The sequence below is a fragment of the Stenotrophomonas maltophilia group sp. Smal32 genome (assembly GCF_030237085.1).
In the GTDB taxonomy this organism is placed as follows: Bacteria; Pseudomonadota; Gammaproteobacteria; order Xanthomonadales; family Xanthomonadaceae; genus Stenotrophomonas; species Stenotrophomonas maltophilia_Q.
Genome location: NZ_JASJSI010000004.1, coordinates 44,447 through 65,401 on the forward strand (window position 1 = coordinate 44,447; position 20,955 = coordinate 65,401).

Genomic DNA, 20,955 nt, shown 5'->3' on the forward strand with positions numbered 1-20,955 from the left:
AGGAGCCCCGCATGAGTGAGTCGATCAGTGCCATCCTCGATGTGCACGACACCCCGCGCACCCGCAACGACAGCCAGAACATGCTGCTGTCGCTGGCCGGCGAGGCGCCGGATCAGCTCGGCGAACTGATCCGGGTTGCGCTGGCGCGTCGCTCACCGGCTTCAGCCTTTCTCGACATGGCGTTGGACCTGCTGCCCGATGAAGCTGTCGAGCCGGTCTGTGCAGACGCCTGGCGCCGCTATCGTGACGGCGAGCGCGGTGAACTGCTGGCCAGCGTGCTGGAGTTCGCCAGCTACCAGGCGCCGCAGGTGCTGCAGGATGACTGGGAGGCGTTGCTGGCGGTGGCCATTGAAGATGAGCTGCAGCTGGCCTCACAGGTGTGGCAGGGCTTGCCCCCTGCCATTGCCGCACACTGGGCGCAGGTCCTGGCCGAAGCCGACGATGATCGCGAAATGGCGAGGGCTAGGGCGTTGCTGCTGGCCGCCCAGCCAGAGACCTACGCCGTTGCCCGCGGCTACGTGGTCGACTGGGGGCGGCTGGATGCCGAGGTCTGGGCGCACTGGGCCGGCGTCGCCGACGGACCGCAGCCGCGGCGCCTGCATGGGGAGCGGCCGCTGCACATCCGCTTCGGTCGTGAGCAGCATCGTGCGCAGCAGGCGGACGAGCCGAGCTGGCGCAAGCGCATCTGGCGCCTGCACCCGACCTGGAATGGTGGGCAGGTGCGTCATGCCGGTTGTATGGGAGGGCCGCTGGAGGCGCAATGTGGCAGCTGCCATGCACCGCTGCAGGGCCTGCTGCGAACCGACGCTGCCGCGCTGCAGCCGGGCGCGGCGGGTGAGATCACGCTGGGCCTGTGCCTGGATTGCTGTGGCTGGGAGGAGCCGCCTGTGCGCTTCTATCGCCATGATGCCACTGGTCTGCCCGCCTGCCACCCGAGCCAGTACCGTGCAGTACCGGCCACGCCCACCGACAGCGGGGACCTGATGCGTGCCGAAGTGGACCTGGCCGTCATGGACAGCGCGCGCTGGCGGCAGCAGGACTGGGGACAGTCCAATCATCGGCAGAACCTGTCGCGCGTGGGCGGCGCACCGAGCTGGGTGCAGAGTGCCTGGTATCCGGCGTGCATCGATTGCGGCGAGGAAATGCACTTCGTGATGCAGCTGGACTCGACGCTGCCGACCACCGGTGGAGGCGCGCTGCTATGGGGCAGTGGCGGCATGCTCTACACGTTCTGGTGTGCGAAGTGCCGGGTGAGCGGGCACTTCTGGCAGTGCACCTGAGTACAGCGTCCTCGCCATCGCTCGCGACTCTACGAATGCGTGCGGCTCTCGCTATTGCTCTGGTGGGTGCCACCCTTGGTTGGCACGCTTTTGGCTGTGCCCAAGTCGAGCAAGCTCGACTCTACGGCTCTACGCGGAACGGCCCATGCCCCTGCAACTCCTGCTGGTAGCGACGCACATCGCGACGCTCCTGCCGGCACCAGTCCTGAAGTGCTTCTGCAAAGTCCGCATCAGCCACCCAGTGCCGGCTGCGTACCAGCGTCGGCAGGAAGCCCCGCGCCAGCTTGTGCTCGCCCTGCGCGCCCGGCTCGAAACGGATCAACCCTTCGCGCAGGCAGTATTCGATGCCCTGGTAGTAGCAGGCTTCGAAGTGCAGGCCGGGCAGGGTGGCGCCGCCCCAATAGCGGCCGTACAGGGTGTCGCCACCGCGCAGGCACAGCGCGCCGGCAATCGGCTCGCCGTCCTGTTCGGCCAGGAACAGCACCAGCCCGCGGCCCAATGAAATGGCCAGATGGCGCAGGAAGGCCTCGGTCAGCGCCGGGGCGTTGCCGTACTCGAGGAACGTCTGCAGATAGAAGCGGTACATCGCCTGCAGGTCGGCGCGGCTGGCCTCGTCGCCATGCACCACGCGGAAGGTGATGCCCTGGCGGGTGACCTTGGCGCGTTCCTGGCGGATGTTCTTGCGGTGCTTGTGGTTCATCGCACCGAGGAACTGGTCGAATGTCGTCCAGTCACCGGGGTTCTGCCACTGGAACTGCACGTCTTCGCGCAGCAGCCAGTCATCGCCGAAAAGCGCCTCGTCCACTGCGGTGTGGAAGTTGATATGGGCCGAGGACACGTCCAGCGTTGGCAGCGCCTCGCGCAATGCCGACAGCACCGTGGCGCGCCCTGAATGGTGACGGGCCAGCAACCGCGGGCCGGTGACCGGCGAGTACGGCACCGCGCCCAGCCACTTCGGATAGTAGTCGCGGCCATGACGGGCATACGCGTTGGCCCAGGCATGGTCGAACACGAATTCGCCGTGCGAATTGGTTTTCAGGTAGCCGGGAATGGCGCCGACCAGCGTCCCGCCTTCCCACAGTGTGAAGTGCCGGGGCTGCCAGCCCCAGTCCTCGCGCAGGCAGCCATGCTGTTCCAGGCCCGAGAGGAAGGCGTGGCTGACGAAGGGGTTGCGGCCGTCGTGCAGGGCATCCCAGTCGGTCGCGGCAATGGACTGCAGGGAGTCGAGGAGGCGGGGGGAAGACATGGGGGAAGGATAGGGCAGATGAAACAGAAAGGCCGACGCACTGGCGTCGGCCTATCATCCGGAGTCGGGCGTGGCTCGACCCTACAGGAGCGGGTCAGCCTCTCAGCTGGCCTTGCCCTGTGCATCCAGGTAGCGCTCGGCGTCCAGTGCGGCCATGCAGCCGAAGCCGGCCGAGGTAATCGCCTGGCGGTAGTGCTGGTCGGCCACGTCGCCGGCGGCGAACACGCCTTCCACCGAAGTCTGGGCGGCGTTGCCGCCCAGCCCGGAGCGGATTTCCAGGTAGCCGTTGTTCATCGCCAGCTGGCCATCGAACAGGGTGGTGTTCGGGTGGTGGCCGATGGCCACGAAGAAGCCGTGGGCATCGATGTCGCGGGTGCTGCCGTCCAGCGTGGACTTCACGCGCACCCCGGTCACGCCGGCGTCGTTACCCAGCACTTCCTCCACCTGGTGGTGCCAGACGGTCTCGATCTTGCCTTCGGCCACCTTCTTGAACAGCTTGTCCTGCATGATCTTTTCCGCCTTCAGGGTGTCGCGGCGGTGGACCAGGTAGACCTTGCGGGCGATGTTGGACAGGTACAGGGCCTCTTCCACGGCGGTGTTGCCGCCGCCGACCACGACCACGTCCTGGTCGCGGTAGAAGAAGCCGTCACAGGTGGCGCAGGCGGACACGCCGCGGCCCTTGAACTCGTCCTCGGTCGGGATGCCCAGGTACTTGGCGGTGGCGCCGGTGGCGATGATCAGCGCGTCGCAGGTGTATTCGTGGCTGTCACCGATCAGCTTGAACGGGCGCTGGGACACGTCGGCGGTGTGGATGTGGTCGAAGATGACCTCGGTCTCGAAGCGCTCGGCATGGGCCTGCATGCGCGCCATCAGGTCCGGGCCCATCAGGCCGTGGGCGTCACCTGGCCAGTTGTCCACCTCGGTGGTGGTCATCAGCTGGCCGCCCTGCTGCAGGCCGGTGATGACAACCGGCTTCAGGTTGGCGCGGGCGGCGTAGACGGCGGCGGTCCAACCGGCCGGGCCGGAACCGAGGATGACGAGGCGCTGGTGGCGGGAGGGCAGGCTGGTGCTCATGTAGACTCGCGAAAAGGTAGATGGGACAAGGCGCTGGCGATATTTGCGCAGCATCCGTGGCTGGTCATAGAGTGGCGGCTGGGGCAGGGCGATTCAAGCCGATGAACAGAACGCCGTCATCCCGCGGTGGTTCCGGCCCTCCGCAGACCCTGTCAGATGTCGCATAACTGAAAACTGACGCCGTCTCATTTATTATCAATCACTAACAGCGCATTCCAAAGGTATGGTCTAAGGTGGCGAAGCAGGTCCCCGAACGCTCCAAGTCCGACGACAGCAAGGCGTCACGTCGCACGGCCGCGGCGGTGACGACCGACAATCCACGCCGCCAACGCCTCTGGCGCGACCTTGGCCTTATCGCCATCGCGCCAGCGCTGCTGTATCTGGCGGCCAGTCTGTTCACCTATTCAGCAACCGACCCGGGCTGGTCGCACACCGGCAGCGTGGTCGCACCGGTTCACAACCTCGGCGGCCGCGCCGGGGCCTGGATCGCCGACGTGCTGCTGCAGCTGTTCGGCTACATCGCCTTCCTGCTGCCGGTGGTGCTCGGCGCACTGGCGTGGATCGCCATGTTCGGCCTCAAGCGCGAGAGCAAGGGCGAGAACGACCTGGACCCGGCGCTGCGCCTGGTCGGCCTGGTCGGTTTCCTGATTGCCGGCACCGGCTTCCTGCATGTGCGCCTGTTCAGTGGCGATGTCTCCAGTGCCGGCGGCATCCTCGGCAAGCTGGTCGGCAATTCGCTCACGGTGGGCTTCGGCGCGCTGGGTGCGAACCTGTTCGTGCTGGTGCTGCTGCTGGCCTCGATCACCCTGGCCACCGGGCTGTCCTGGTTCACGGTGATGGAGAAGATCGGCCGCGGGGTGATGTCGCTGGCGCCGCTGCTGGCGCGCAAGAAGGAAGAAGTCACCGAGTGGCAGCAGACGCGGGTGATGCGCGAGGAGCGCCAGGAAGTGCGCAAGGCCGACGCCGAGGTGCGCGCCAAGCGTGAGCCGGTGAAGATCGAGCCGCGCCCGGAGCCGGTGATCGAGAAGAGTGACCGGGCCAAGCGCGATACGCAGATTCCGATGTTCCGTGGCGTCAACGGCGATGGTTCGGACCTGCCGCCGCTGGCCCTGCTGGACGACCCCAAGCCGCAGCCGGTGGGCTACGACAAGGAAACCCTGGACGCGCTGTCGCGACAGATCGAGTTCAAGCTGAAGGACTTCCGCATCGACGCCCAGGTGGTCGGCGCCAACCCCGGTCCGGTCATCACCCGCTTCGAGATCGAGCCCGCGCCGGGCATCAAGGTCAGCCAGATCAGTTCGCTGGACAAGGACATCGCGCGTGGCCTGTCGGTGAAGTCGGTGCGCGTGGTCGACGTGATTCCGGGCAAGTCGGTGATCGGCCTGGAAATCCCCAACGTCACCCGCGAGATGATCTACCTCTCCGAACTGCTGCGGTCGAAGGAGTATGACAAGTCGGCCAGCGTGCTGACCCTGGCGCTGGGCAAGGACATCGCTGGCCGCTCTACCGTGGCCGACCTGGCGCGCATGCCGCACCTGCTGGTGGCCGGCACCACCGGTTCGGGCAAGTCGGTGGCGGTCAACGCGATGGTGCTGAGCCTGCTGTTCAAGGCCTCGCCGAAAGACCTGCGGATGCTGATGATCGACCCGAAGATGCTCGAACTGAGCGTCTACCAGGGCATTCCGCACCTGCTGGCGCCGGTGGTCACCGACATGAAGGAGGCTGCCAACGGCCTGCGCTGGTGCGTGGCCGAGATGGAGCGCCGCTACAAGCTGATGAGCGCTGTAGGCGTGCGCAACCTGGCCGGCTTCAACAAGAAGGTGAAGGAAGCCCAGGATGCCGGCCAGCCGTTGATGGACCCGCTGTTCAAGCCGAACCCCGAGCTGGGCGAGGCGCCGCGCCCGCTGGAAACGCTGCCGTTCATCGTCATCTTCATCGACGAATTCGCCGACATGATGATGATCGTCGGCAAGAAGGTGGAAGAGCTGATCGCGCGACTGGCACAGAAGGCGCGTGCGGCCGGCATCCACCTGATCCTGGCCACGCAGCGCCCGTCGGTGGACGTGATCACCGGCCTGATCAAGGCCAACATCCCGACCCGCATCGCCTTCCAGGTCAGCTCCAAGATCGACTCGCGCACCATCCTCGACCAGTCCGGCGCGGAAACCCTGCTCGGCCACGGCGACATGCTGTACCTGCCGCCGGGCACCGCGCTGCCCGAGCGCGTGCATGGTGCGTTCGTGTCCGACGATGAAGTGCATCGCGTGGTCGAGCACCTCAAGGCGATGGGTCCGGCCGACTATGTCGACGGCGTGCTGGACGAAGTGCAGACAATGGGCGACGGCGTGGTCGTCGGCGCCACCGGGCTGCCGGAGAACAGTTCGTCCGGCGACGAGTCCGACCCGTTGTATGACGAAGCACTGCGGGTGGTGACCGAGACCCGCCGTGCCTCGATTTCCGGCGTGCAGCGCCGGCTGAAGATCGGCTACAACCGTGCAGCGCGACTGATCGAGGCCATGGAAGCGGCCGGGGTGGTCAGCCCGCCCGAGCACAACGGCGACCGCACGGTGCTGGCACCGCCGCCGCCGAAGTAAGAACCGACGTATCCCCCACGACGTCCAAGGAACCGACGCATGCTTCACCCCGTACCAAGCGCGCTGGCGCTGGCGCTGGCAGCCTTCCTGGCTGCCGGCCCGGCACTGGCAGACACCGCCACCTCCGCGCCCGCCACGGCGCCGCCTTCCACCCGCGGCGATACCGAAGCCAGCAATAATTTCAGCATTGTCCGTTACCGCGCCGACTACCAGGTGCGGCCCGATGCGGGCAATGTGCAGACCGAAACCTACGAAGTGCTGCTCAAGACCAAGGCCTCCGTCGAGCAGTTCAGCCAGGTGCGGCTGAGCTACAGCGAGAAGATGGAAACGCTGGAAGTGCTCGGCGCCTACACCATCACTGCCGACGGCCAGCGCCGCGACGTGCCGGCCGATCGCATCTACACCCAGGAGAGCTACTCCAGCGCTTCGGCGGCGATGTACGCCGATCGCAAGGTGCGGGTGATCGTGTTCCCCAACCTGGCCCCGGGCACGCGCCTGTACTACCAGGTGCGCCGCACGCAGGCCACGCCGTACTTCCCGGGCTACTTCGGCCTGTGGGAGACGTTCAATGTGTTTACCGAGTACGAGGACGCCGAGGTCACCCTGAGTGCGCCGGCCAACCTGCCCATGTTCGTCGACAGCCGTGGCGTGCAGGGCAGCGATCGCCCGACGGTGAAGAACGGCCAGGCGCAGTGGCGCTGGCGCTACCAGCGTCGCGAAGCCATGCCGGCACAGAACTGGTCGGCGGCGGGCTGGGAGTTCGGCCCGAACATCATGGCCAGTACCTATCGTGACTGGTCGCAGATGGGTCGCGCCTACCAGCTCAAGGCGGGCCCGGCGGCCGAGGTGACCCCGGCGCTGCAGGCGCTGGCTGATGAGATCACCGCTGGTATCAGCGACCGCCGCGAGCAGGCGGACGCGCTGTACCGCTGGGTTGCGCAGAACATCCGCTATGTGGCGGTGTACCTGGGCAATGGCGGCCTGGAGCCGAACAGTGCGCAGAGCATCCTCGACAACCACTACGGTGACTGCAAGGATCACGTCACGATCCTGGAGGCGCTGCTGGCGGCCAAGGGCATCGCCAGTTCGCCGGTGCTGATCGGTGCCGGTGGTGGACCGACGCTGCCGAAGATCCCGGTGCTGGGCCGCTTCAACCACGCCATCACCTACATTCCCGAGTTCGATCTGTACCTGGATTCGACCACTGCGTGGGCGCGTTTCGGCCAGCTGCCGGAAGGTGACCTCGGTGCGCCGGTGATGCGCACGCGCGATGCCACGCTGGCGCGCACCCCGGCCAATACGCCGGAACGCAATGCCACCTCGATGGACGTGCGTTTCACCTTCGACGCCAACGGCAACCTGCGCGGCGAGACCATTCCGAAGCTTGGCGAGAACGCCGAGATCGGCATGCGCGCCCAGTTCTCCCAGCTCAACGCACAGAACCGTGCGCGCGCTGAAGAGCAGATCATGGCCGCGTCCGGTTTCGACGGGCGAGGACAGCTGCAGATCCAGGGCGTGCCGGTCGACCTGACCCGGCCGTTCGGCTATCGCATGGCGTTCCAGGCCGAGGACTACGCCGACTTCAGCGTGGCCGGTGGCATGGCGGTGCCGGATCCGCCAGGTGGGGAGTCGGTGCGCGGCCTGTACGCCACCGCCTCGGCGCCCGCCAACGAGACGCCGTTCTACTGCAATGCCAGCCTGCGCGAGGAAACCTACCGCCTGCAGTTCCCGGCCAATGCACCGATCATCGCCATTCCGGCCAGCCAGCGCTTCGCCAACGCGGCCGGCGAGTATCGGGTGGACTGGAGCCGCGAAGGCCAGGAGGTCACCGTGCATCATCGCCTGCAGCAGAACGCGGTGCGCGGGCCGGAGGCGTTGTGCCAGCCGCAGGACTATCCGGCGTTCCGCGCGCTGTATCGCGAAGTGCGGCGCGGCTTCCGTGGCCAGGTGCTGTACGGCAAGCTGCCCGGCTCGGGCGGCTGAATCGCCGATGGACGTTAGGGGCGGCATAATGTCGCCCTGATCGCCCATTCATCTTTACCCGGGCACACTGGCAACCACCTTTCCTGGCGCCCGCGCCCACAGGATTTCCGCATGAACTTCCGCTTCCGCCGTTTCCTTGCCACCACCACCCTGGCCGTGGCCTGCGCCGCCGCCGGCAGCGCCTGGGCCGGCGCCCGCGATGACCTGAAGACCTTCACCAGTGGCCTGAAGGGCCTGGATGGGCAGTTCAACCAGCAGGTGTTCGACAGCCGCGGCAAGGTGAAGGAATCGACCAGTGGCCGTGTGGCGCTGTCGGCGCCGCGCCTGTTCCGTTGGGAGTACGTGCGCCCGCACGAGCAGCTGATCGTGGCCGACGGCAAGAAGGTCTGGATGTACGAGCCGGACCTGGAGCAGGCCACCGTGCGCGAGCAGGGCAAGGAAGAGCAGAACAGCCCGCTGACCGCGCTGATCAACCCGGCGCTGCTGGAACAGCAGTACGACGTCAGCGAAGAGGCCGCACAGCGTGATGGCCTGCAGTGGCTGTCGCTGTCGCCGAAGCGCGAAACCGAGGCCAGCTTCCAGTACGCCGCGCTGGGCTTCAACGCCCAGGGCCTGGCGAAGATGGAGATCACCGACGCCGTGGGCCAGCGTACCGTGATCAGCTTCAGTGGCTGGAAGCGCAACCCGGGCTTCGCCGCCGGCACCTTCAGTTTCACCCCGCCGAAGGGCACCGACGTCATCGGCAATTGATGGGTGACGCCGGGCTTGGCCCGGCGCTACCTGCTCTGGGGGTGCCAACCGGCACCGCCTTGGTGGGTGTCGACCAGCACCGCCCTGGTGGGTGCCAACCTTGGTTGGCACGCTCTCACGGTACAATGGGCAGGTGGCAAGACATCGTTCAACTTCCTTCCCCGGCCCCGATCTGCTGAGCGTCGATCGGGATCACCTGCGCCCGCTGGCCGAGCGCATGCGCCCGCGAACCCTCGACGAGATGGTCGGGCAGAAGCGCCTGCTGGCGCCGGACAGCGCGCTGCGTCGCGCGGTCGAATCCGGCCGCGTGCATTCGATGATCCTGTGGGGGCCGCCCGGCTGCGGCAAGACCACGCTGGCGCTGCTGCTGGCCGAGTACTCCGACGCTGAATTCCGTGCCATCTCCGCCGTGCTGTCCGGTCTGCCGGAAGTGCGCCAGGTGCTGGCCGAGGCCGCGCAGCGCTTCGCCGAAGGCCGCCGCACCGTGCTGTTCGTAGACGAGGTGCACCGCTTCAACAAGGCGCAGCAGGATGCGTTCCTGCCGCACATTGAACGCGGCACCATCCTGTTCGTTGGTGCCACCACTGAGAATCCATCGTTCGAACTGAACTCGGCGCTGCTGTCGCGTTGCCGCGTGCATGTGCTGGAGGCGGTCTCGCCAACCGATATCGTCGAGGCGCTGGAGCGTGCACTGGGTGACCGCGAGCGGGGACTGGGCGAAGAGGGCATCGAGGTCGCGCCCGAGCTGCTGCTGGAAATCGCCACCGCTGCCGACGGTGATGTGCGCCGTGCGCTGACGTTGCTGGAAATCGCCGCCGAGCTGGCAGGCGGGGAGGGCGGGCGCATCACGCCGCAGACCCTGACCCAGGTGTTGGCCGATCGTACCCGTCGCTTCGACAAGGGCGGTGAGCAGTTCTACGACCAGATCTCGGCGCTGCACAAATCGGTACGCAGCTCCAACCCCGATGCAGCGCTGTACTGGCTGACCCGCATGCTCGATGGCGGTTGCGATCCGTCGTATCTGGCGCGCCGGCTGACCCGCATGGCCATCGAGGATATCGGCCTGGCTGATCCGCGTGCGCAGAGCATGGCGCTGGAGGCCTGGGACATCTACGAGCGGCTGGGCAGCCCGGAGGGCGAGCTGGCGTTCGCGCAGCTGGTGCTCTATCTGGCCAGCACCGCCAAGTCGAACGCTGGCTACGCGGCCTTCAACCAGGCCAAGGCCGACGTGCGCGAGAGTGGTACCGAAGAGGTGCCGCTGCACCTGCGCAACGCGCCGACCAAACTGATGAAAGAGCTCGGCTACGGCGCTGAGTACCAGTACGACCATGATGCCGAAGGGGGCATCGCGCTGGACCAGACCGGTTTCCCGGACGCGATGGGCGAGCGCGTGTACTACAACCCGGTGCCGCGTGGCCTGGAAATCAAGCTGAAGGAAAAGCTGGACCGGCTGCGCGCCGAGCGCGAGGCGGCAAGGGCCGCGAAGGGCCGCTGACCCAGCTTCTGTAGAGTCGAGCCATGCTCGACTTCGCTCCTGCGCCGGTTACGGGTGCCTTCTGGAACAGCAGCCGAGCATGGCTCGGCTCTACAGAGGGCAATGGCAGTCGAGCATGGTTCGTCGCCACATTGTTCTGTGCGCGTGCATTTGGCACACTGCGCGGCCACTTTTTCAAGGATTGATGCCGTGCAGGAAATGATTCTGCCGTTGAAGCGCTATGCCCAGTTCGAGGGCCGCGCCAACCGCCGCGAATATTGGATGTACCAGCTGTTCCTGTTCCTGGTGGCGACGGCGGTGATGCTGCTGGCCGGCGTGCTGGCGATCCTGCTGCGCAACAGTCCCGATGCGCTGGCCGGCATCCTGATCGGCATGGTGATACTGCTGTGTGTGATGTGGCTGGCGACGATCGTTCCTCTGATCGCAGTGACCGTACGGCGCCTGCATGACTGCAATCAGTCGGGCTGGCTGTTCCTGCTGGCGCTGGTGCCGGGCGGTGGAATCGTGATCATGATCTTCTCGCTGCTGCCGGGCACGCCGCAGGAGAATGTCTATGGTCCGGTGCCTTCGGGGCCGTGACGCTGTGCGAGTCGAGCATGGCTCGACTCTACAGAGGCAAGGAAGAGAAGCCGGCATCTTGCCGGCTTCGTTTTTACTTGACGGTGCAATCGCCGAAGGACAGGTAGTCCGTGCCGGAGCTGAACTGCAGCGTGCAGCTGGCGGTGAACGTTGCGCCTTCTTCCAGGGCGCCCAGCTTGGCCGCCTGCTGCTCGTCGTCGGTGGTCAGCCGGGCCAGGACATTGCCCTGGTCATCGCCGGCCTCGATCAGCGGTTCGCCCGCCAGGTTGCTGGAAACGCCCAGCGCCACGGCGGTGAACGTCACCGTCTGGTTGAGTTGGTCCATGCTCAACGTCGAATTGCCGGCCTCTTCAAAGGCCTGGTAGAGCGACGGCAGATCCTGCGCGGCGTGGGCGGCCAACGGTGCAAGCAGGCCGAAGGTAAGGGCGATCAGTGCGGTGTGCTTCAAGGGGGTCTCACAATCATGGGATCCAATCCCATGGCGGTTGTGTGCAGATGAGCGCGACCCGGATGGCGGGAAGTGCCCGCCATCCATGGCTGCGCTGGAAGCGGGGCGATCCAATGCCCCGGTGGCCGGCAAAATAGGGGAAGTGCCGCCTCCTGTGCAACTGGCCGTGCGCGCGCGTGATACATAGCGTGACGTTTGATCGATGTGATAATCATTCGCGTTTAAGGTAGACTGCGGTCCCTTGTGAACCGGCGGCCGTGGGCCGCTCCTGCCGCCGCTGATGAAGCATTTCGTCCCGCTTTCGTGCCGTGGTCCGCTGGCCCGCGGCTTGGCCGCCTTGATGATGGGTCTGCTCCTGGCCACCCCCTACGCCCATGCGCAGCAGCGCAATCCGCTGCAGAAGATCGGCCACACCGTGCTCGACGAGCCGGCGGCCAGCTATCGCTTCGAGCAGTTCGTGGTGGACAGCCCCGACCAGCAACGCCGCTGGCGGGTGAATGTGGCGATCCCTGCCAAGGCCGGCAAGGCGCCGCTGCCGGTGCTGTACGCGCTGGATGGCAATGCCGTGGCGATGGTGCTGGACCAGCCGATCCTGGCCGAGCTGGCCGCGCGCAAGGCGCCGCCGGTGCTGGTGCTCATCGGCTACGACAACGATCTGCGCATCGATTCGAAGGCGCGCACCCGTGACTACACCGCGTGGATCGACCGCGCCGACGACGAGAGCGGCAGCACGCAGGCAGTTGGCGGCGGTGCAGCGGCCTTCCTCGATGTGATCGAGCGCCGCATCAAGCCGGAAGTCGAGCGCCGCGCACGCATCGATGCGCAGCAGCAAGCGCTGTGGGGCCACTCGCTGGGGGGACTGTTCGTGCTCAATGCGCTGTACACCCGTCCTGCCGCGTTCCAGTCCTATCTGGCCGCCAGCCCGTCGCTGTGGTGGAGCCAGGGCGCTGCGCTGGGCGATCCAGAGCAGCAGTTCGTGCAGAACGTGCATGGCCAGCAGGCGAAGCTGTGGCTGATGCTCGGCGGTGCCGAGCGCGTTGGTGATCGCGGCAAGCGCGACATGAACAACCCGCGCGTGGTCGCGCACCTGCGCCGCATTGGCGGTGCCACGCCGGATGCAGCCATGCAGTTGTCCGAGCGGCTGGCCAGGGTGCCGGGACTGAGCGTGCAGTACCGCGAGTTCGAGGGTCTGGGCCACGGCCCGATGCTGCCGGCCTCGTTCCACGCGGCGCTGCACGAGCTGTACGGCGTGACCGATCGCAGTGCCGGTGGCGGGGGCGCCACCGGCGGTGACAACGCCGCCGAATGAATCCCTTCGCACGCAATGCCGTGCGTCCCCACTACCCAGGCGAGGCTGCCGGCGTGCAGCGGCCCAGGCAACCGATGAATCCCGCGCCATGTGGCGCGGCCTACGTGTGCAAGGAGCCTTCCATGTCGTTCCGTCCGTCTTTCCGTCTCACCTCTCTCGCCGCCGGCCTGTTGCTGGCGGTGACTGCCACCGCGCAACCGGTGTTCGATCAGCCGGCCAACGCCACCTTCAAGGGTGAGGTCGTCTCACGCGGTGAGAACGTGGTTCCCGGAAGCACCGCCGACGTGGTCGGTCGTGGCTTCGTGCCCGGCCAGAAGGTCAGCCTGCTGCGTGGCGACAGCGTGCTCAACGCACAGCCGGTGGTGGTCGATGCCGATGGCAACTTCAAGACCCAGCTGAGCATTCCGGCCGATGCGGTACCTGGTACCCACCCGGTGGTGGTGCGCGCCAGCCAGCCGGCCGCGGCCACGGTGCTGAAGCTGCGTGTGTCGCCGCAGCTGCCGCTGTCGGGCCAGGCGCAGTTCGCCACCCAGTCCAACAAGCTGGTGCCGGGCCTGTACCAGTCCGCCTACAGCGCGGCCAGCAATGCCGTGTTCGTCACCTCGGCCGTGGGCCGCCCGCCGGTGACCCAGTCGCAGCTGCTGAAGCTGGACCCGAAGACCCTGAAGGTGACCAAGGCGATCACCCCGGCGCAGGTGCCAGGCAGCACCAACGGTGCGGTGTACGCGGTCTATGGCGTGGGCGTGGATGACACCAACGGCAATGTCTGGGTCACCAATACCCGCCAGAACTCGATCGCGGTCTATCGCCAGAATGACCTGTCGCTGGTCCACCAGTTCCCGGTCGACACCGTGCCGCACGCGCGCGACGTGGTGGTCGACGGCGCCCGCGGCAAGGTGTTCGCCTCGGCCACGGGTGAGGACCACCTGTCGGTGTTCGACGCCAGGACCTTCAAGGAGCTGCCGCAGGTGACGCTGGAATCCGGCGTCGATGACGGCAAGTTCACCCCGATGAGCCTGGTGCTGGACGAGAGAAGCAGCAAGCTGTTCACCGTCAGCATCGGTACGCCGGAAGCAGCGGTGATTGATGTGGCCAGCGGGAAGGTCGACAAGGTCATCGACCTGGGTAATTCGATCAGCGCCTCGGGCGTGGCCTTCGATGCGGCGCGCAATCGCCTGTACGTGGCTTCGCAGGGCACCGACAACCTGCTGATCGTCGATGTGGCCGCCGGCAAGGTGCTGCACGATGTCCCGGTCGGCGCCGGTGCGCTGAACGTCGCCTTCGATGATGCCTCCGGCCTGGCCTATGTCAGCAACCGCGGCGCCGGTACCGTCACCGTGGTGAACGGCGACGGCAAGGTGGTCGCCAACCTCGACGGCGGCACGCTGCCGAACCATGTCCGTGCCGATGGCAAGGGCAATGTGTTCGCGGTGAACAAGTCGCGCGGCGCTGAAGACCCGAAGGGTGACCGCATCACCCGCATCACCCCCAAGCAGTAAGTCACCCGGCGGGGCGGCGTGCACGTCGCCCCGCCAGCAAGGAGAACCTCCATGAACATCGCGTCCCGTCTGCGCCTGTGTGCGCTTCCGCTGGCTGTTTCGTTGGCGCTGGCTGCCTGTGGCGGACCCTCGGCTCCTTCGGATGCCGCGAAGCCTGTCGAGCCGTCGGCCACAGCGTCGGCTGCGGAAACCGCGTTGCCGGCAGGCTGGCAGCGCGTGGCCGGTGCCAAGATGCCGGCGGTGCACGACCAGAAGGCCGTGCTGCCGGCCAAGGTGCATTCCGATGATGGCGCCGACGTCCAAGTGGCCGACACCAGCCGGATCATTGCCGGTGGCGACGATGTCATCGCGGTGATCGAGGCGCTGGGGCTGGGCAGGCAGGTGTTCGCTGCGCCCACCAACACCACCACCCAGGCTGGCCTCGCCGCGCCGCACCAGTTCCTGTTCAACCGCACCACGGGCGTGGAAGGCGTGCTGAGCCTGAAGGGCTCGCTGTTCCTTGGCAACAGCCTGCGCCGCCACACCGAGCTGGCGAAAAAGCTGCGCGAGGTGGGCGAGCCGGCGGTGGTCATCGATGACCTGCAGCCGGCGCCGGACAAGGTGCGCAAGGTCGCCGCGGCACTAGGGCTGGCCGAAGCGGGGCAAACACTGGCCACGCAGGTGCAGCGGCAGCTGGACGAGGCTGCAGCGATTGGCAAGGGCCTGGGCCATGCGCCGCGAGTGATCCACGTCTCGGCCACCGGCGCCGGTGGCTCTCCGACCGTCGCCGGTGCCGACAGTGCGTCGGCGCAGCTGATCGCACTGGCCGGTGGCGTCAACATCGGCACCGAAGCCGGGGTGAAGAACTACTCGCAGCTGAGCAACGAGGGCGTAGTCGCTGCGGCACCGGAGGTGATCCTGGTGACCGAGCATGACCTGCAGCTGTTCGGCGGCGCCGAGGGCCTGTGGAAGGCGTACCCGACGTTGAAGCAGACGCCGGCCGGGCAGGCCAACCGGGTCTGGGTGATGCCGGATGTGCAGCTGAAGTACACCAGTGTCGGTTCCGGTGCTGGCGCACTGGCGCTGGCCAAGGCCCTGGCGGCGTTGCCGAAGGCATGAGTCCGGCGGATCGGCGCCGCCGTCGCGGGCGGACGATGTTGATGGTGGCGTTGCTGGCACTGCTGGGGGCAGTGCTGGCGTCGTTTGCCGTGGGGCCGCTGCGCTTGCCGCCGCTGGAGGTGATGCAGGCGCTGGCGGTGAAGCTGGGCCTGCTGGATCCGCAGGCAGTCAGCAGCCGCGATCTGGCCGTGGTCTGGCAACTGCGCATTCCGCGTGCCCTGCTGGGTGCGATGGTGGGCGCGTCGCTGGCGATGGCCGGTGCCAGCCTGCAGGGCCTGTTCGGTAACCCGCTGGCGGATCCGGGCATCGTCGGTGTCAGCCAGGGGGCTGCACTGGGCGCGGTGGCCGCCATCGTGCTGGGCGCGGCGGGCGCTGCGGGTTGGCTGGTGCCGGTGGCCGCGTTCGCCGGCGGTGCGCTGGCGATCGGCCTGACGTATGCGTTGGCCCGGCCCGGCAAGGGCATGGGTAACGCCACGCTGCTGCTGGTCGGCATCGCGATGGCCGCGTTCTGCTCGGCGCTGATTGGTTTCCTCACTTACATCGCCAGCGAAAGCGAACTGCAGTCGCTGGTGTTCTGGCAGATGGGCTCGCTGGCGCGTGCCAACTGGGCCGACGTGGCGGCGGTGGTGCCGTTGTTCGCCATTGGCGTGTGCGCATTACAGCGGCTGGCCACGCCGCTGGACATGCTGGCGCTGGGCGAGCGCCAGGCACAGCACCTCGGGCTGGATGTGGCCCGCACGCGTCGTCGCCTGGTGGCGTTCAGTGCGCTGCTGGTGGGCGCGGCGGTGGCCTTTGCCGGTTCGATCAGCTTCGTTGGCCTGGTGGTGCCGCACGTGGCGCGCCTCCTGGTCGGCCCCGGCCATCGCTGGCTGCTGCCACTGTCCGGCCTGCTCGGCGCGCTGCTGATCGTGGTGGCCGATACTGCAGCCCGCACGCTTGATCCGCCGGCGGAGATTCCGCTGGGCCTGTTCTCGGCTGCGCTCGGCGCGCCGTTCTTCCTCTGGCTGGTGCTGCAGCAGCGCCGCAAGGCGACGCCATGAGCGTGTTGCTGAAGCTGCACGACGTGGTGGTGCGTCGCCAGCAGCGCGTGATCCTGCATGGCATTTCGCTGGCGTTCGAGCCGGGTACGGTGACGGCGCTGGTTGGCCCGAATGGCGCAGGCAAATCCACGTTGCTGGCGGTTGCGGCCGGCGATCTGCGCGCCGATGCGGGCGAGGTGAGCCTTCTGGGCAAGCCGCTGGCCAGCTACAAGGCCGGGCCACTGGCACGTGAGCGCGCGGTGATGCCACAGGAGCACGGCGTGCGGTTTGCCTTCAGTGTCGAAGAGGTGGTGGCGATGGGGCGCCTACCGCACCCGCCGGACGCGGTGGCCGATGATGCCCAGGTGGAAGCGGCGATCGATGCCGCTGAACTGCAGGCATTGCGGCTGCGCGAAGTGCAGCAGCTGTCCGGTGGCGAATCCGCGCGGACCACGTTCGCGCGCGTGCTGGCGCAGGACACCCCGTTGCTGCTGCTGGATGAGCCGACCGCCGCATTGGACCTGCGCCATCAGGAGCGTACGCTGCGCAGTGTGCGTGCCTGTGCCGAGGCAGGTGCCTGCGTGATCGTGGTGCTGCATGACCTGAATCTGGCGGCCGGCTATGCCGATCGCATCGTGCTGCTGGAGCAGGGCAGGGTGGCGGCCGATGGCACGCCCTTGCAGGTGCTGACCGAAGACAACCTGCAGCGCGTCTACCAGCAGGATGTAGTGGTGCTGGAGCATCCTCGGCGCGGGGTGCCGCTGGTGGTGGTTGCCTGAGCGAAGGTCGCCAAGTTGCTCCGGTATCATGGTTGCTTCGTTTTCTTCAATGGACTGATGCCATGATCCGTACCGTTACGCGCGGCGTGCTGCTTGCTGCGATGGTTGCTTCGGTGTGCGCTGCCAATGCAGCGTCGACCTCCCAGGTTTCGCTGGCCAATGCGGCCGAGAACGCCTCGCTGATCGAGACCCGGCATGCCACTGGCGAGGGCGCTGCCGTCACCTCGATCAGGACGCAGTACTTCGCCAACGAGGAAATGTCGGTGAGCTGGGACGACCAGCAGGTGCTGGTGCTGTGCAAGGAGGCGGCGTACCTGAAGATTCCTGCTGCCAAACTGGAGGGCGGTGCGCTGACCACCGAGCAGCGGCAGATGATCGTCTATCAGGCGCTGATGTCCGGTCTGGGGGCTGTCGCGGGCATTGTCGGGCCGGCAGGCGAAGTGGTGGCCGTGGCCGATGACGGTAGCGAGACCCGCAGCGTTGGCGAAAATAGCTGGGCCTACGGTGTTGAGCGATACGAGGTGATCACCCAGCGGCTGCCGGACGGTGCACTTCGGGTCCGGACCCGCAAGACAGAAACCGTGAATACCACGCCTCCGGCGGGCCCGGACGATATGTTCAGCACCGAGGACGACCAGGCGGCGCGCTTGTCCGAACTGGCGCCGGTGGGCAGCTGGACCGAAGTAGTGGTGCGCGGTGGCGCGCGCCAGCCGCATGTGGATCCGGCGATGTCGCTGCAGGGCTGGGTCTCGATGGGGGATGACCGGGCTGCAACGGTGGCCGAGGCGCGCAAGCTGCACGGCTGCAAGTGAGGGCTGCCAGGGGTCAGATCCCTTTGCCAGAGGCAAAGGGATCTGACCCCGATCGTTGTCGGCCTCATCGTTCTATTTATGTTTGCAATATCCACTTGCGCGCCAGATTGGCAGGTCTAGAATGCGCCCCATGAACCGGATGCCGCTCCTGAAGTTTTTCACCCTGACCCGCGCAAGCGCGGAACGGGCGTGTCTGCCTGGAGCCCCACGGGGCCGTTGAAACGGCCATCGATGGACCTTCGACAGAGCGCCCTCCGGGGCGCTCTTTTCGTTTCTGCTTTCCCGGAAGTCGACCAACAGTCGACTCTACCCAGTACCCAAGGAGAACGTGCCATGCACCAGATCGCCGAGACCGAACGCTAGCCGCGCACCCTGTCGCCAACCGGGGTGCGCGGCCCCCGAAGTTGGCTTTGCAGGAATCCTTACATGAACACCCAAGTCCTTTCCCGCCGTCGCAACCTTGGCATCATTGCCCACATCGACGCCGGCAAGACCACGCTGACCGAACGCCTGCTGTGGAAAAGCGGCGAGATCCATCGTGTCGGCGAAGTACACGACGGCAACGCGACCACCGATTTCTCGGCGATCGAGCGAGAACGTGGCATCACCATCGGCGCGGCCGCCGTGCAGGCGCAGTGGGCGCCGCGCGACCTGCCGCCGCATCGGCTGACCCTGATCGATACGCCCGGCCACATCGACTTCGCCATTGAAGTTGAGCGTTCGCTGCGCGTGCTCGACGGCGCCGTGGCCGTGTTCTCGGCCGTAGACGGCGTGCAGCCGCAGTCGGAGACGGTGTGGCGCCAGGCGCGCCGCCATCGCGTGCCGCTGATCGCCTTCGTCAACAAGATGGATCGCGTCGGCGCCTCGTTCGAGCGCGTGCTGGAGCAGTTGCAGAGCAAGCTGCAGGCACGCCCGTGGGCGCTGGGCGTACCGCTGGGCAGCGAAAGCGCGTTCAACGGCTGGGTCGATCTGGTCGATGAGCGCGTGCTGCAGTGGCAGGAGGGCGACGCAACCACGGTGACCCCGTGGGACGAAGCGGCGCGGGCCCAATGGCAGGCCCAGCGCGATGCGCTGGTCGAAGCTGTGGCCGATCATGACGAAGAACTGGCCGATGCCTGGCTGGAAGGTCGCGTGATTGGTGCCGGTATGCTGCGCGCGGCGATCCGCCGGGCGACGCTGGCAGGTGCAGGCGTGCCTGTGCTGGCCGGTGCTGCGTTCAAGGACAAGGGCATCGAGACGCTGCTGGATGCCGTGGTCGATTACCTGCCGTCGCCGCTGGATCGCCCTGCTGTCAGCGCCGAAAGCGATGAGGGCGAGGTGGTGCTGCCGCCGGACCCGGAGGGCCCGCTGGCTGGCCTGCTGTTCAAGATCACCCACCAGCAGCACGGCGCGCTGAGCTTCGTGCGGCTGTATTCGGGCACCTTGAAGGTGGGCGATGCGGTGGCCAGCTCGCAGCATCCGCATGGCCGGCGTGTCAGCCGGCTGGTGCGGGTGCAGGCCGACCAGACCCACGACATCGAGCAGGCCGTGGCCGGGGACATCGTTGCGGTGCTGGGCTGGAAGGATGCGGTCAGCGGTGAAACGCTGAGCGACCGTGCACAGCCGCTGCGCCTGGAGAATATCCAGGCTCAGGCGCCAGTACTGGCCTGGCGGCTGGAGCCCGCGCGTGCGGCGGACCTGATCCGGATGGCGCAGGGACTGGCCAGCCTGGCCCAGGAAGATCCCTCGTTCCGCGTCGAAACCGATCGCGACACGGCGGAGACCCTGGTCTGGGGTATGGGTGAGCTGCACCTGGAGGTGATGGTCGAGCGCCTGCGCAGCGAGTGGAAGGTTGATGTGGGCGTGGGTGCGCCGCGCGTGGCCTACCAGGAGACACCGATGCGCGCGATGTCCGGTGTAGTCGGGCGGCTGGTCAAGCAGACCGGCGGCCAGGGCCAGTTCGCGCACGTGGTGCTGGATGTGGCGCCGCGCGACGACGACCAGGTGGTGTTCAACGACCGCATCGTCGGTGGCGTGGTGCCGCGCAGCTTCATCGCGGCGGTGGAGAAGGGTGTGCGTGCTGCGCTGTCGGAGGGTCCGCAGGGCCATCCGGTGGTCGGTATCGAGGTCAGTCTTGTCGATGGCCAGACCCATGCGAAGGACTCCTCCGAAATGGCGTTCCATCGCGCGGGTGCCGAGGCGATCAAGGCGGCGCTGGCCGAGGGTGGCACGCAGCTGCTGGAGCCGGTGATGGCGGTGACGGTGCATTCGCCGTCGGCGTCGGTGGGTGACGTTGTTGGCGACCTCAACCGCCGCCACGGCCGCATCACCCGCATCGACGACCAGGAAGGTCGGGCTGAGGTCAGTGGCTTCGCGCCGTTGGCGCAGCTGGTGGGTTACACCACCTCGCTGCGTTCGCTCAGCCAGGGACGCGCCAGCAGCGAAGCGCACCTGCATGGCTACGAGCCGGTGCGGGTTGCATGAGGAAGGCGAGGGGAGCCCGTGCGCGGGCTCCCTTTTTTGTGGGTGTTGATGGCGTTTCGTGTCCACGCCATGCGTGGATGAATTCGTCGGGTCGCTTTCTTTTTTGCACTGCACTGCAACAAAACTGCAGAAAAAGCTGGATTAAAGTGATGCCTCACGATAAATTGCGCACCCCCCGTTGCTCGCCGCCGCCCGCACCCCTCTCATGCGTGATGACAAAGACCCCGGAACCCTGGAGCTGACCCTGCCGCGAAAGCGCGGTCGTCCGCCCAAGTTCGGGTACGCCATGAGTGATGCGCAGCGGGCCGCACGCTATCGCGCGCGCCGGGCGGGGCAGGCCAACCATGCCGATGTGCGTTCCTGCTCGGACATGGTGCTGCTGGACAAGATCCGCGCGGCGGTCAGCGCCCGCGACACTGAGCTGGCCGGTTTCCTGGTGCATGTGCTCTGGCAGCGGTACCCCCTGCAGCTGAAATAGGCCAACGATGGGGTGGCCGTTGTCATCGAGCTTGTTGATAATGCGGGAT

General features: G+C 67.0%; 17 protein-coding genes. 14 read left to right on the forward strand and 3 right to left on the reverse strand.

Annotated features, from left to right (window positions below):
* Nucleotides 1-11: 11 nt before the first annotated feature.
* Entirely contained in the window at nt 12-1,280 is a 1,269-nt protein-coding gene (locus QRO91_RS01695; RefSeq protein WP_197649996.1) for a hypothetical protein, read from the forward strand.
* 121 nt (nt 1,281-1,401) lie between these two features.
* Here the strand turns inward: QRO91_RS01695 and QRO91_RS01700 are convergent, their stop codons facing one another.
* Nucleotides 1,402-2,526 (reverse strand): GNAT family N-acetyltransferase, encoded by a 1,125-nt coding sequence (locus QRO91_RS01700; protein WP_285310206.1) that lies wholly within the window; start codon nt 2,524-2,526, stop codon nt 1,402-1,404.
* 102 nt (nt 2,527-2,628) lie between these two features.
* Nucleotides 2,629-3,600: a thioredoxin-disulfide reductase gene (trxB, locus tag QRO91_RS01705; protein ID WP_197649998.1), complete on the reverse strand. Its 972-nt coding sequence runs from the start codon at nt 3,598-3,600 to the stop codon at nt 2,629-2,631.
* A 233-nt stretch (nt 3,601-3,833) separates the two neighbouring features.
* Between trxB and QRO91_RS01710 the strand changes: the two genes are divergently transcribed.
* From QRO91_RS01710 to QRO91_RS01730, 5 genes are all read left to right on the forward strand, one after another.
* Nucleotides 3,834-6,194: a DNA translocase FtsK gene (locus tag QRO91_RS01710; protein WP_100443517.1), complete on the forward strand. Its 2,361-nt coding sequence runs from the start codon at nt 3,834-3,836 to the stop codon at nt 6,192-6,194.
* 39 nt (nt 6,195-6,233) lie between these two features.
* On the forward strand, nt 6,234-8,177 hold the full coding sequence (locus QRO91_RS01715; protein WP_049432215.1) for a DUF3857 domain-containing protein: 1,944 nt from the start codon (nt 6,234-6,236) through the stop codon (nt 8,175-8,177).
* A 111-nt stretch (nt 8,178-8,288) separates the two neighbouring features.
* Complete coding sequence (gene lolA, locus QRO91_RS01720; protein WP_049432212.1) at nt 8,289-8,927, forward strand: outer membrane lipoprotein chaperone LolA; 639 nt, start codon at nt 8,289-8,291, stop codon at nt 8,925-8,927.
* 217 nt (nt 8,928-9,144) lie between these two features.
* Nucleotides 9,145-10,422, forward strand: coding sequence for a replication-associated recombination protein A (locus QRO91_RS01725; RefSeq protein WP_227199431.1), 1,278 nt, complete (start codon nt 9,145-9,147; stop codon nt 10,420-10,422).
* A gap of 189 nt (nt 10,423-10,611) precedes the next feature.
* Nucleotides 10,612-11,001 carry a DUF805 domain-containing protein gene (locus QRO91_RS01730; RefSeq protein ID WP_197619315.1) on the forward strand — a complete coding sequence of 130 codons (390 nt, stop codon included), beginning with the start codon at nt 10,612-10,614 and terminating at the stop codon, nt 10,999-11,001.
* A 73-nt stretch (nt 11,002-11,074) separates the two neighbouring features.
* On the opposite strand, the gene QRO91_RS01735 is transcribed toward QRO91_RS01730, so the two are convergent.
* Nucleotides 11,075-11,449, reverse strand: a complete 375-nt coding sequence (locus QRO91_RS01735; protein WP_049432205.1) for a hypothetical protein — start codon at nt 11,447-11,449, stop codon at nt 11,075-11,077.
* Nucleotides 11,450-11,729: 280 nt separating this feature from the next.
* On the opposite strand from QRO91_RS01735, the gene QRO91_RS01740 reads away from it, so the two are divergent.
* The 8 genes from QRO91_RS01740 to QRO91_RS01775 all read left to right on the forward strand — a co-directional run bounded on the left by QRO91_RS01740 (nt 11,730) and on the right by QRO91_RS01775 (nt 20,906).
* Complete coding sequence (locus tag QRO91_RS01740; RefSeq protein WP_285310207.1) at nt 11,730-12,758, forward strand: alpha/beta hydrolase; 1,029 nt, start codon at nt 11,730-11,732, stop codon at nt 12,756-12,758.
* A 122-nt stretch (nt 12,759-12,880) separates the two neighbouring features.
* Nucleotides 12,881-14,257, forward strand: a complete 1,377-nt coding sequence (locus QRO91_RS01745) for a YncE family protein (RefSeq protein WP_197619142.1) — start codon at nt 12,881-12,883, stop codon at nt 14,255-14,257.
* 51 nt (nt 14,258-14,308) lie between these two features.
* Nucleotides 14,309-15,355: a hemin ABC transporter substrate-binding protein gene (locus QRO91_RS01750; RefSeq protein WP_197650002.1), complete on the forward strand. Its 1,047-nt coding sequence runs from the start codon at nt 14,309-14,311 to the stop codon at nt 15,353-15,355.
* Nucleotides 15,352-16,395, forward strand: coding sequence for an iron ABC transporter permease (locus tag QRO91_RS01755; RefSeq protein WP_197619147.1), 1,044 nt, complete (start codon nt 15,352-15,354; stop codon nt 16,393-16,395). The genes QRO91_RS01750 and QRO91_RS01755 overlap by 4 nt, the downstream gene beginning before the upstream one ends.
* On the forward strand, nt 16,392-17,153 hold the full coding sequence (locus tag QRO91_RS01760) for a heme ABC transporter ATP-binding protein (protein WP_100443516.1): 762 nt from the start codon (nt 16,392-16,394) through the stop codon (nt 17,151-17,153). The genes QRO91_RS01755 and QRO91_RS01760 overlap by 4 nt, the downstream gene beginning before the upstream one ends.
* Nucleotides 17,154-17,215: 62 nt before the next feature.
* Nucleotides 17,216-17,965: a hypothetical protein gene (locus QRO91_RS01765; protein ID WP_197650003.1), complete on the forward strand. Its 750-nt coding sequence runs from the start codon at nt 17,216-17,218 to the stop codon at nt 17,963-17,965.
* 426 nt (nt 17,966-18,391) lie between these two features.
* Nucleotides 18,392-20,428, forward strand: coding sequence for an elongation factor G (gene fusA, locus QRO91_RS01770; protein WP_197650004.1), 2,037 nt, complete (start codon nt 18,392-18,394; stop codon nt 20,426-20,428).
* A 205-nt stretch (nt 20,429-20,633) separates the two neighbouring features.
* The gene (locus QRO91_RS01775; RefSeq protein WP_005409616.1) at nt 20,634-20,906 is read left to right on the forward strand and encodes a hypothetical protein; all 273 of its coding nucleotides are present in this window, start codon (nt 20,634-20,636) and stop codon (nt 20,904-20,906) included.
* Nucleotides 20,907-20,955 lie beyond the last annotated feature (49 nt).

What these genes read in the sequence shown, in the direction of transcription:
- QRO91_RS01695 (WP_197649996.1), top strand. Translation starts at nt 12, where the DNA reads ATGAGTGAGTCGATCAGTGCCATCCTCGATGTGCACGACACCCCGCGC.
- QRO91_RS01700 (WP_285310206.1), bottom strand. Translation starts at nt 2,526, where the DNA reads ATGTCTTCCCCCCGCCTCCTCGACTCCCTGCAGTCCATTGCCGCGACC.
- trxB (WP_197649998.1), bottom strand. Translation starts at nt 3,600, where the DNA reads ATGAGCACCAGCCTGCCCTCCCGCCACCAGCGCCTCGTCATCCTCGGT.
- QRO91_RS01715 (WP_049432215.1), top strand. Translation starts at nt 6,234, where the DNA reads ATGCTTCACCCCGTACCAAGCGCGCTGGCGCTGGCGCTGGCAGCCTTC.
- lolA (WP_049432212.1), top strand. Translation starts at nt 8,289, where the DNA reads ATGAACTTCCGCTTCCGCCGTTTCCTTGCCACCACCACCCTGGCCGTG.
- QRO91_RS01725 (WP_227199431.1), top strand. Translation starts at nt 9,145, where the DNA reads ATGCGCCCGCGAACCCTCGACGAGATGGTCGGGCAGAAGCGCCTGCTG.
- QRO91_RS01740 (WP_285310207.1), top strand. Translation starts at nt 11,730, where the DNA reads ATGAAGCATTTCGTCCCGCTTTCGTGCCGTGGTCCGCTGGCCCGCGGC.
- QRO91_RS01745 (WP_197619142.1), top strand. Translation starts at nt 12,881, where the DNA reads ATGTCGTTCCGTCCGTCTTTCCGTCTCACCTCTCTCGCCGCCGGCCTG.
- QRO91_RS01750 (WP_197650002.1), top strand. Translation starts at nt 14,309, where the DNA reads ATGAACATCGCGTCCCGTCTGCGCCTGTGTGCGCTTCCGCTGGCTGTT.
- QRO91_RS01755 (WP_197619147.1), top strand. Translation starts at nt 15,352, where the DNA reads ATGAGTCCGGCGGATCGGCGCCGCCGTCGCGGGCGGACGATGTTGATG.
- QRO91_RS01760 (WP_100443516.1), top strand. Translation starts at nt 16,392, where the DNA reads ATGAGCGTGTTGCTGAAGCTGCACGACGTGGTGGTGCGTCGCCAGCAG.
- QRO91_RS01765 (WP_197650003.1), top strand. Translation starts at nt 17,216, where the DNA reads ATGATCCGTACCGTTACGCGCGGCGTGCTGCTTGCTGCGATGGTTGCT.
- fusA (WP_197650004.1), top strand. Translation starts at nt 18,392, where the DNA reads ATGAACACCCAAGTCCTTTCCCGCCGTCGCAACCTTGGCATCATTGCC.
- QRO91_RS01775 (WP_005409616.1), top strand. Translation starts at nt 20,634, where the DNA reads ATGCGTGATGACAAAGACCCCGGAACCCTGGAGCTGACCCTGCCGCGA.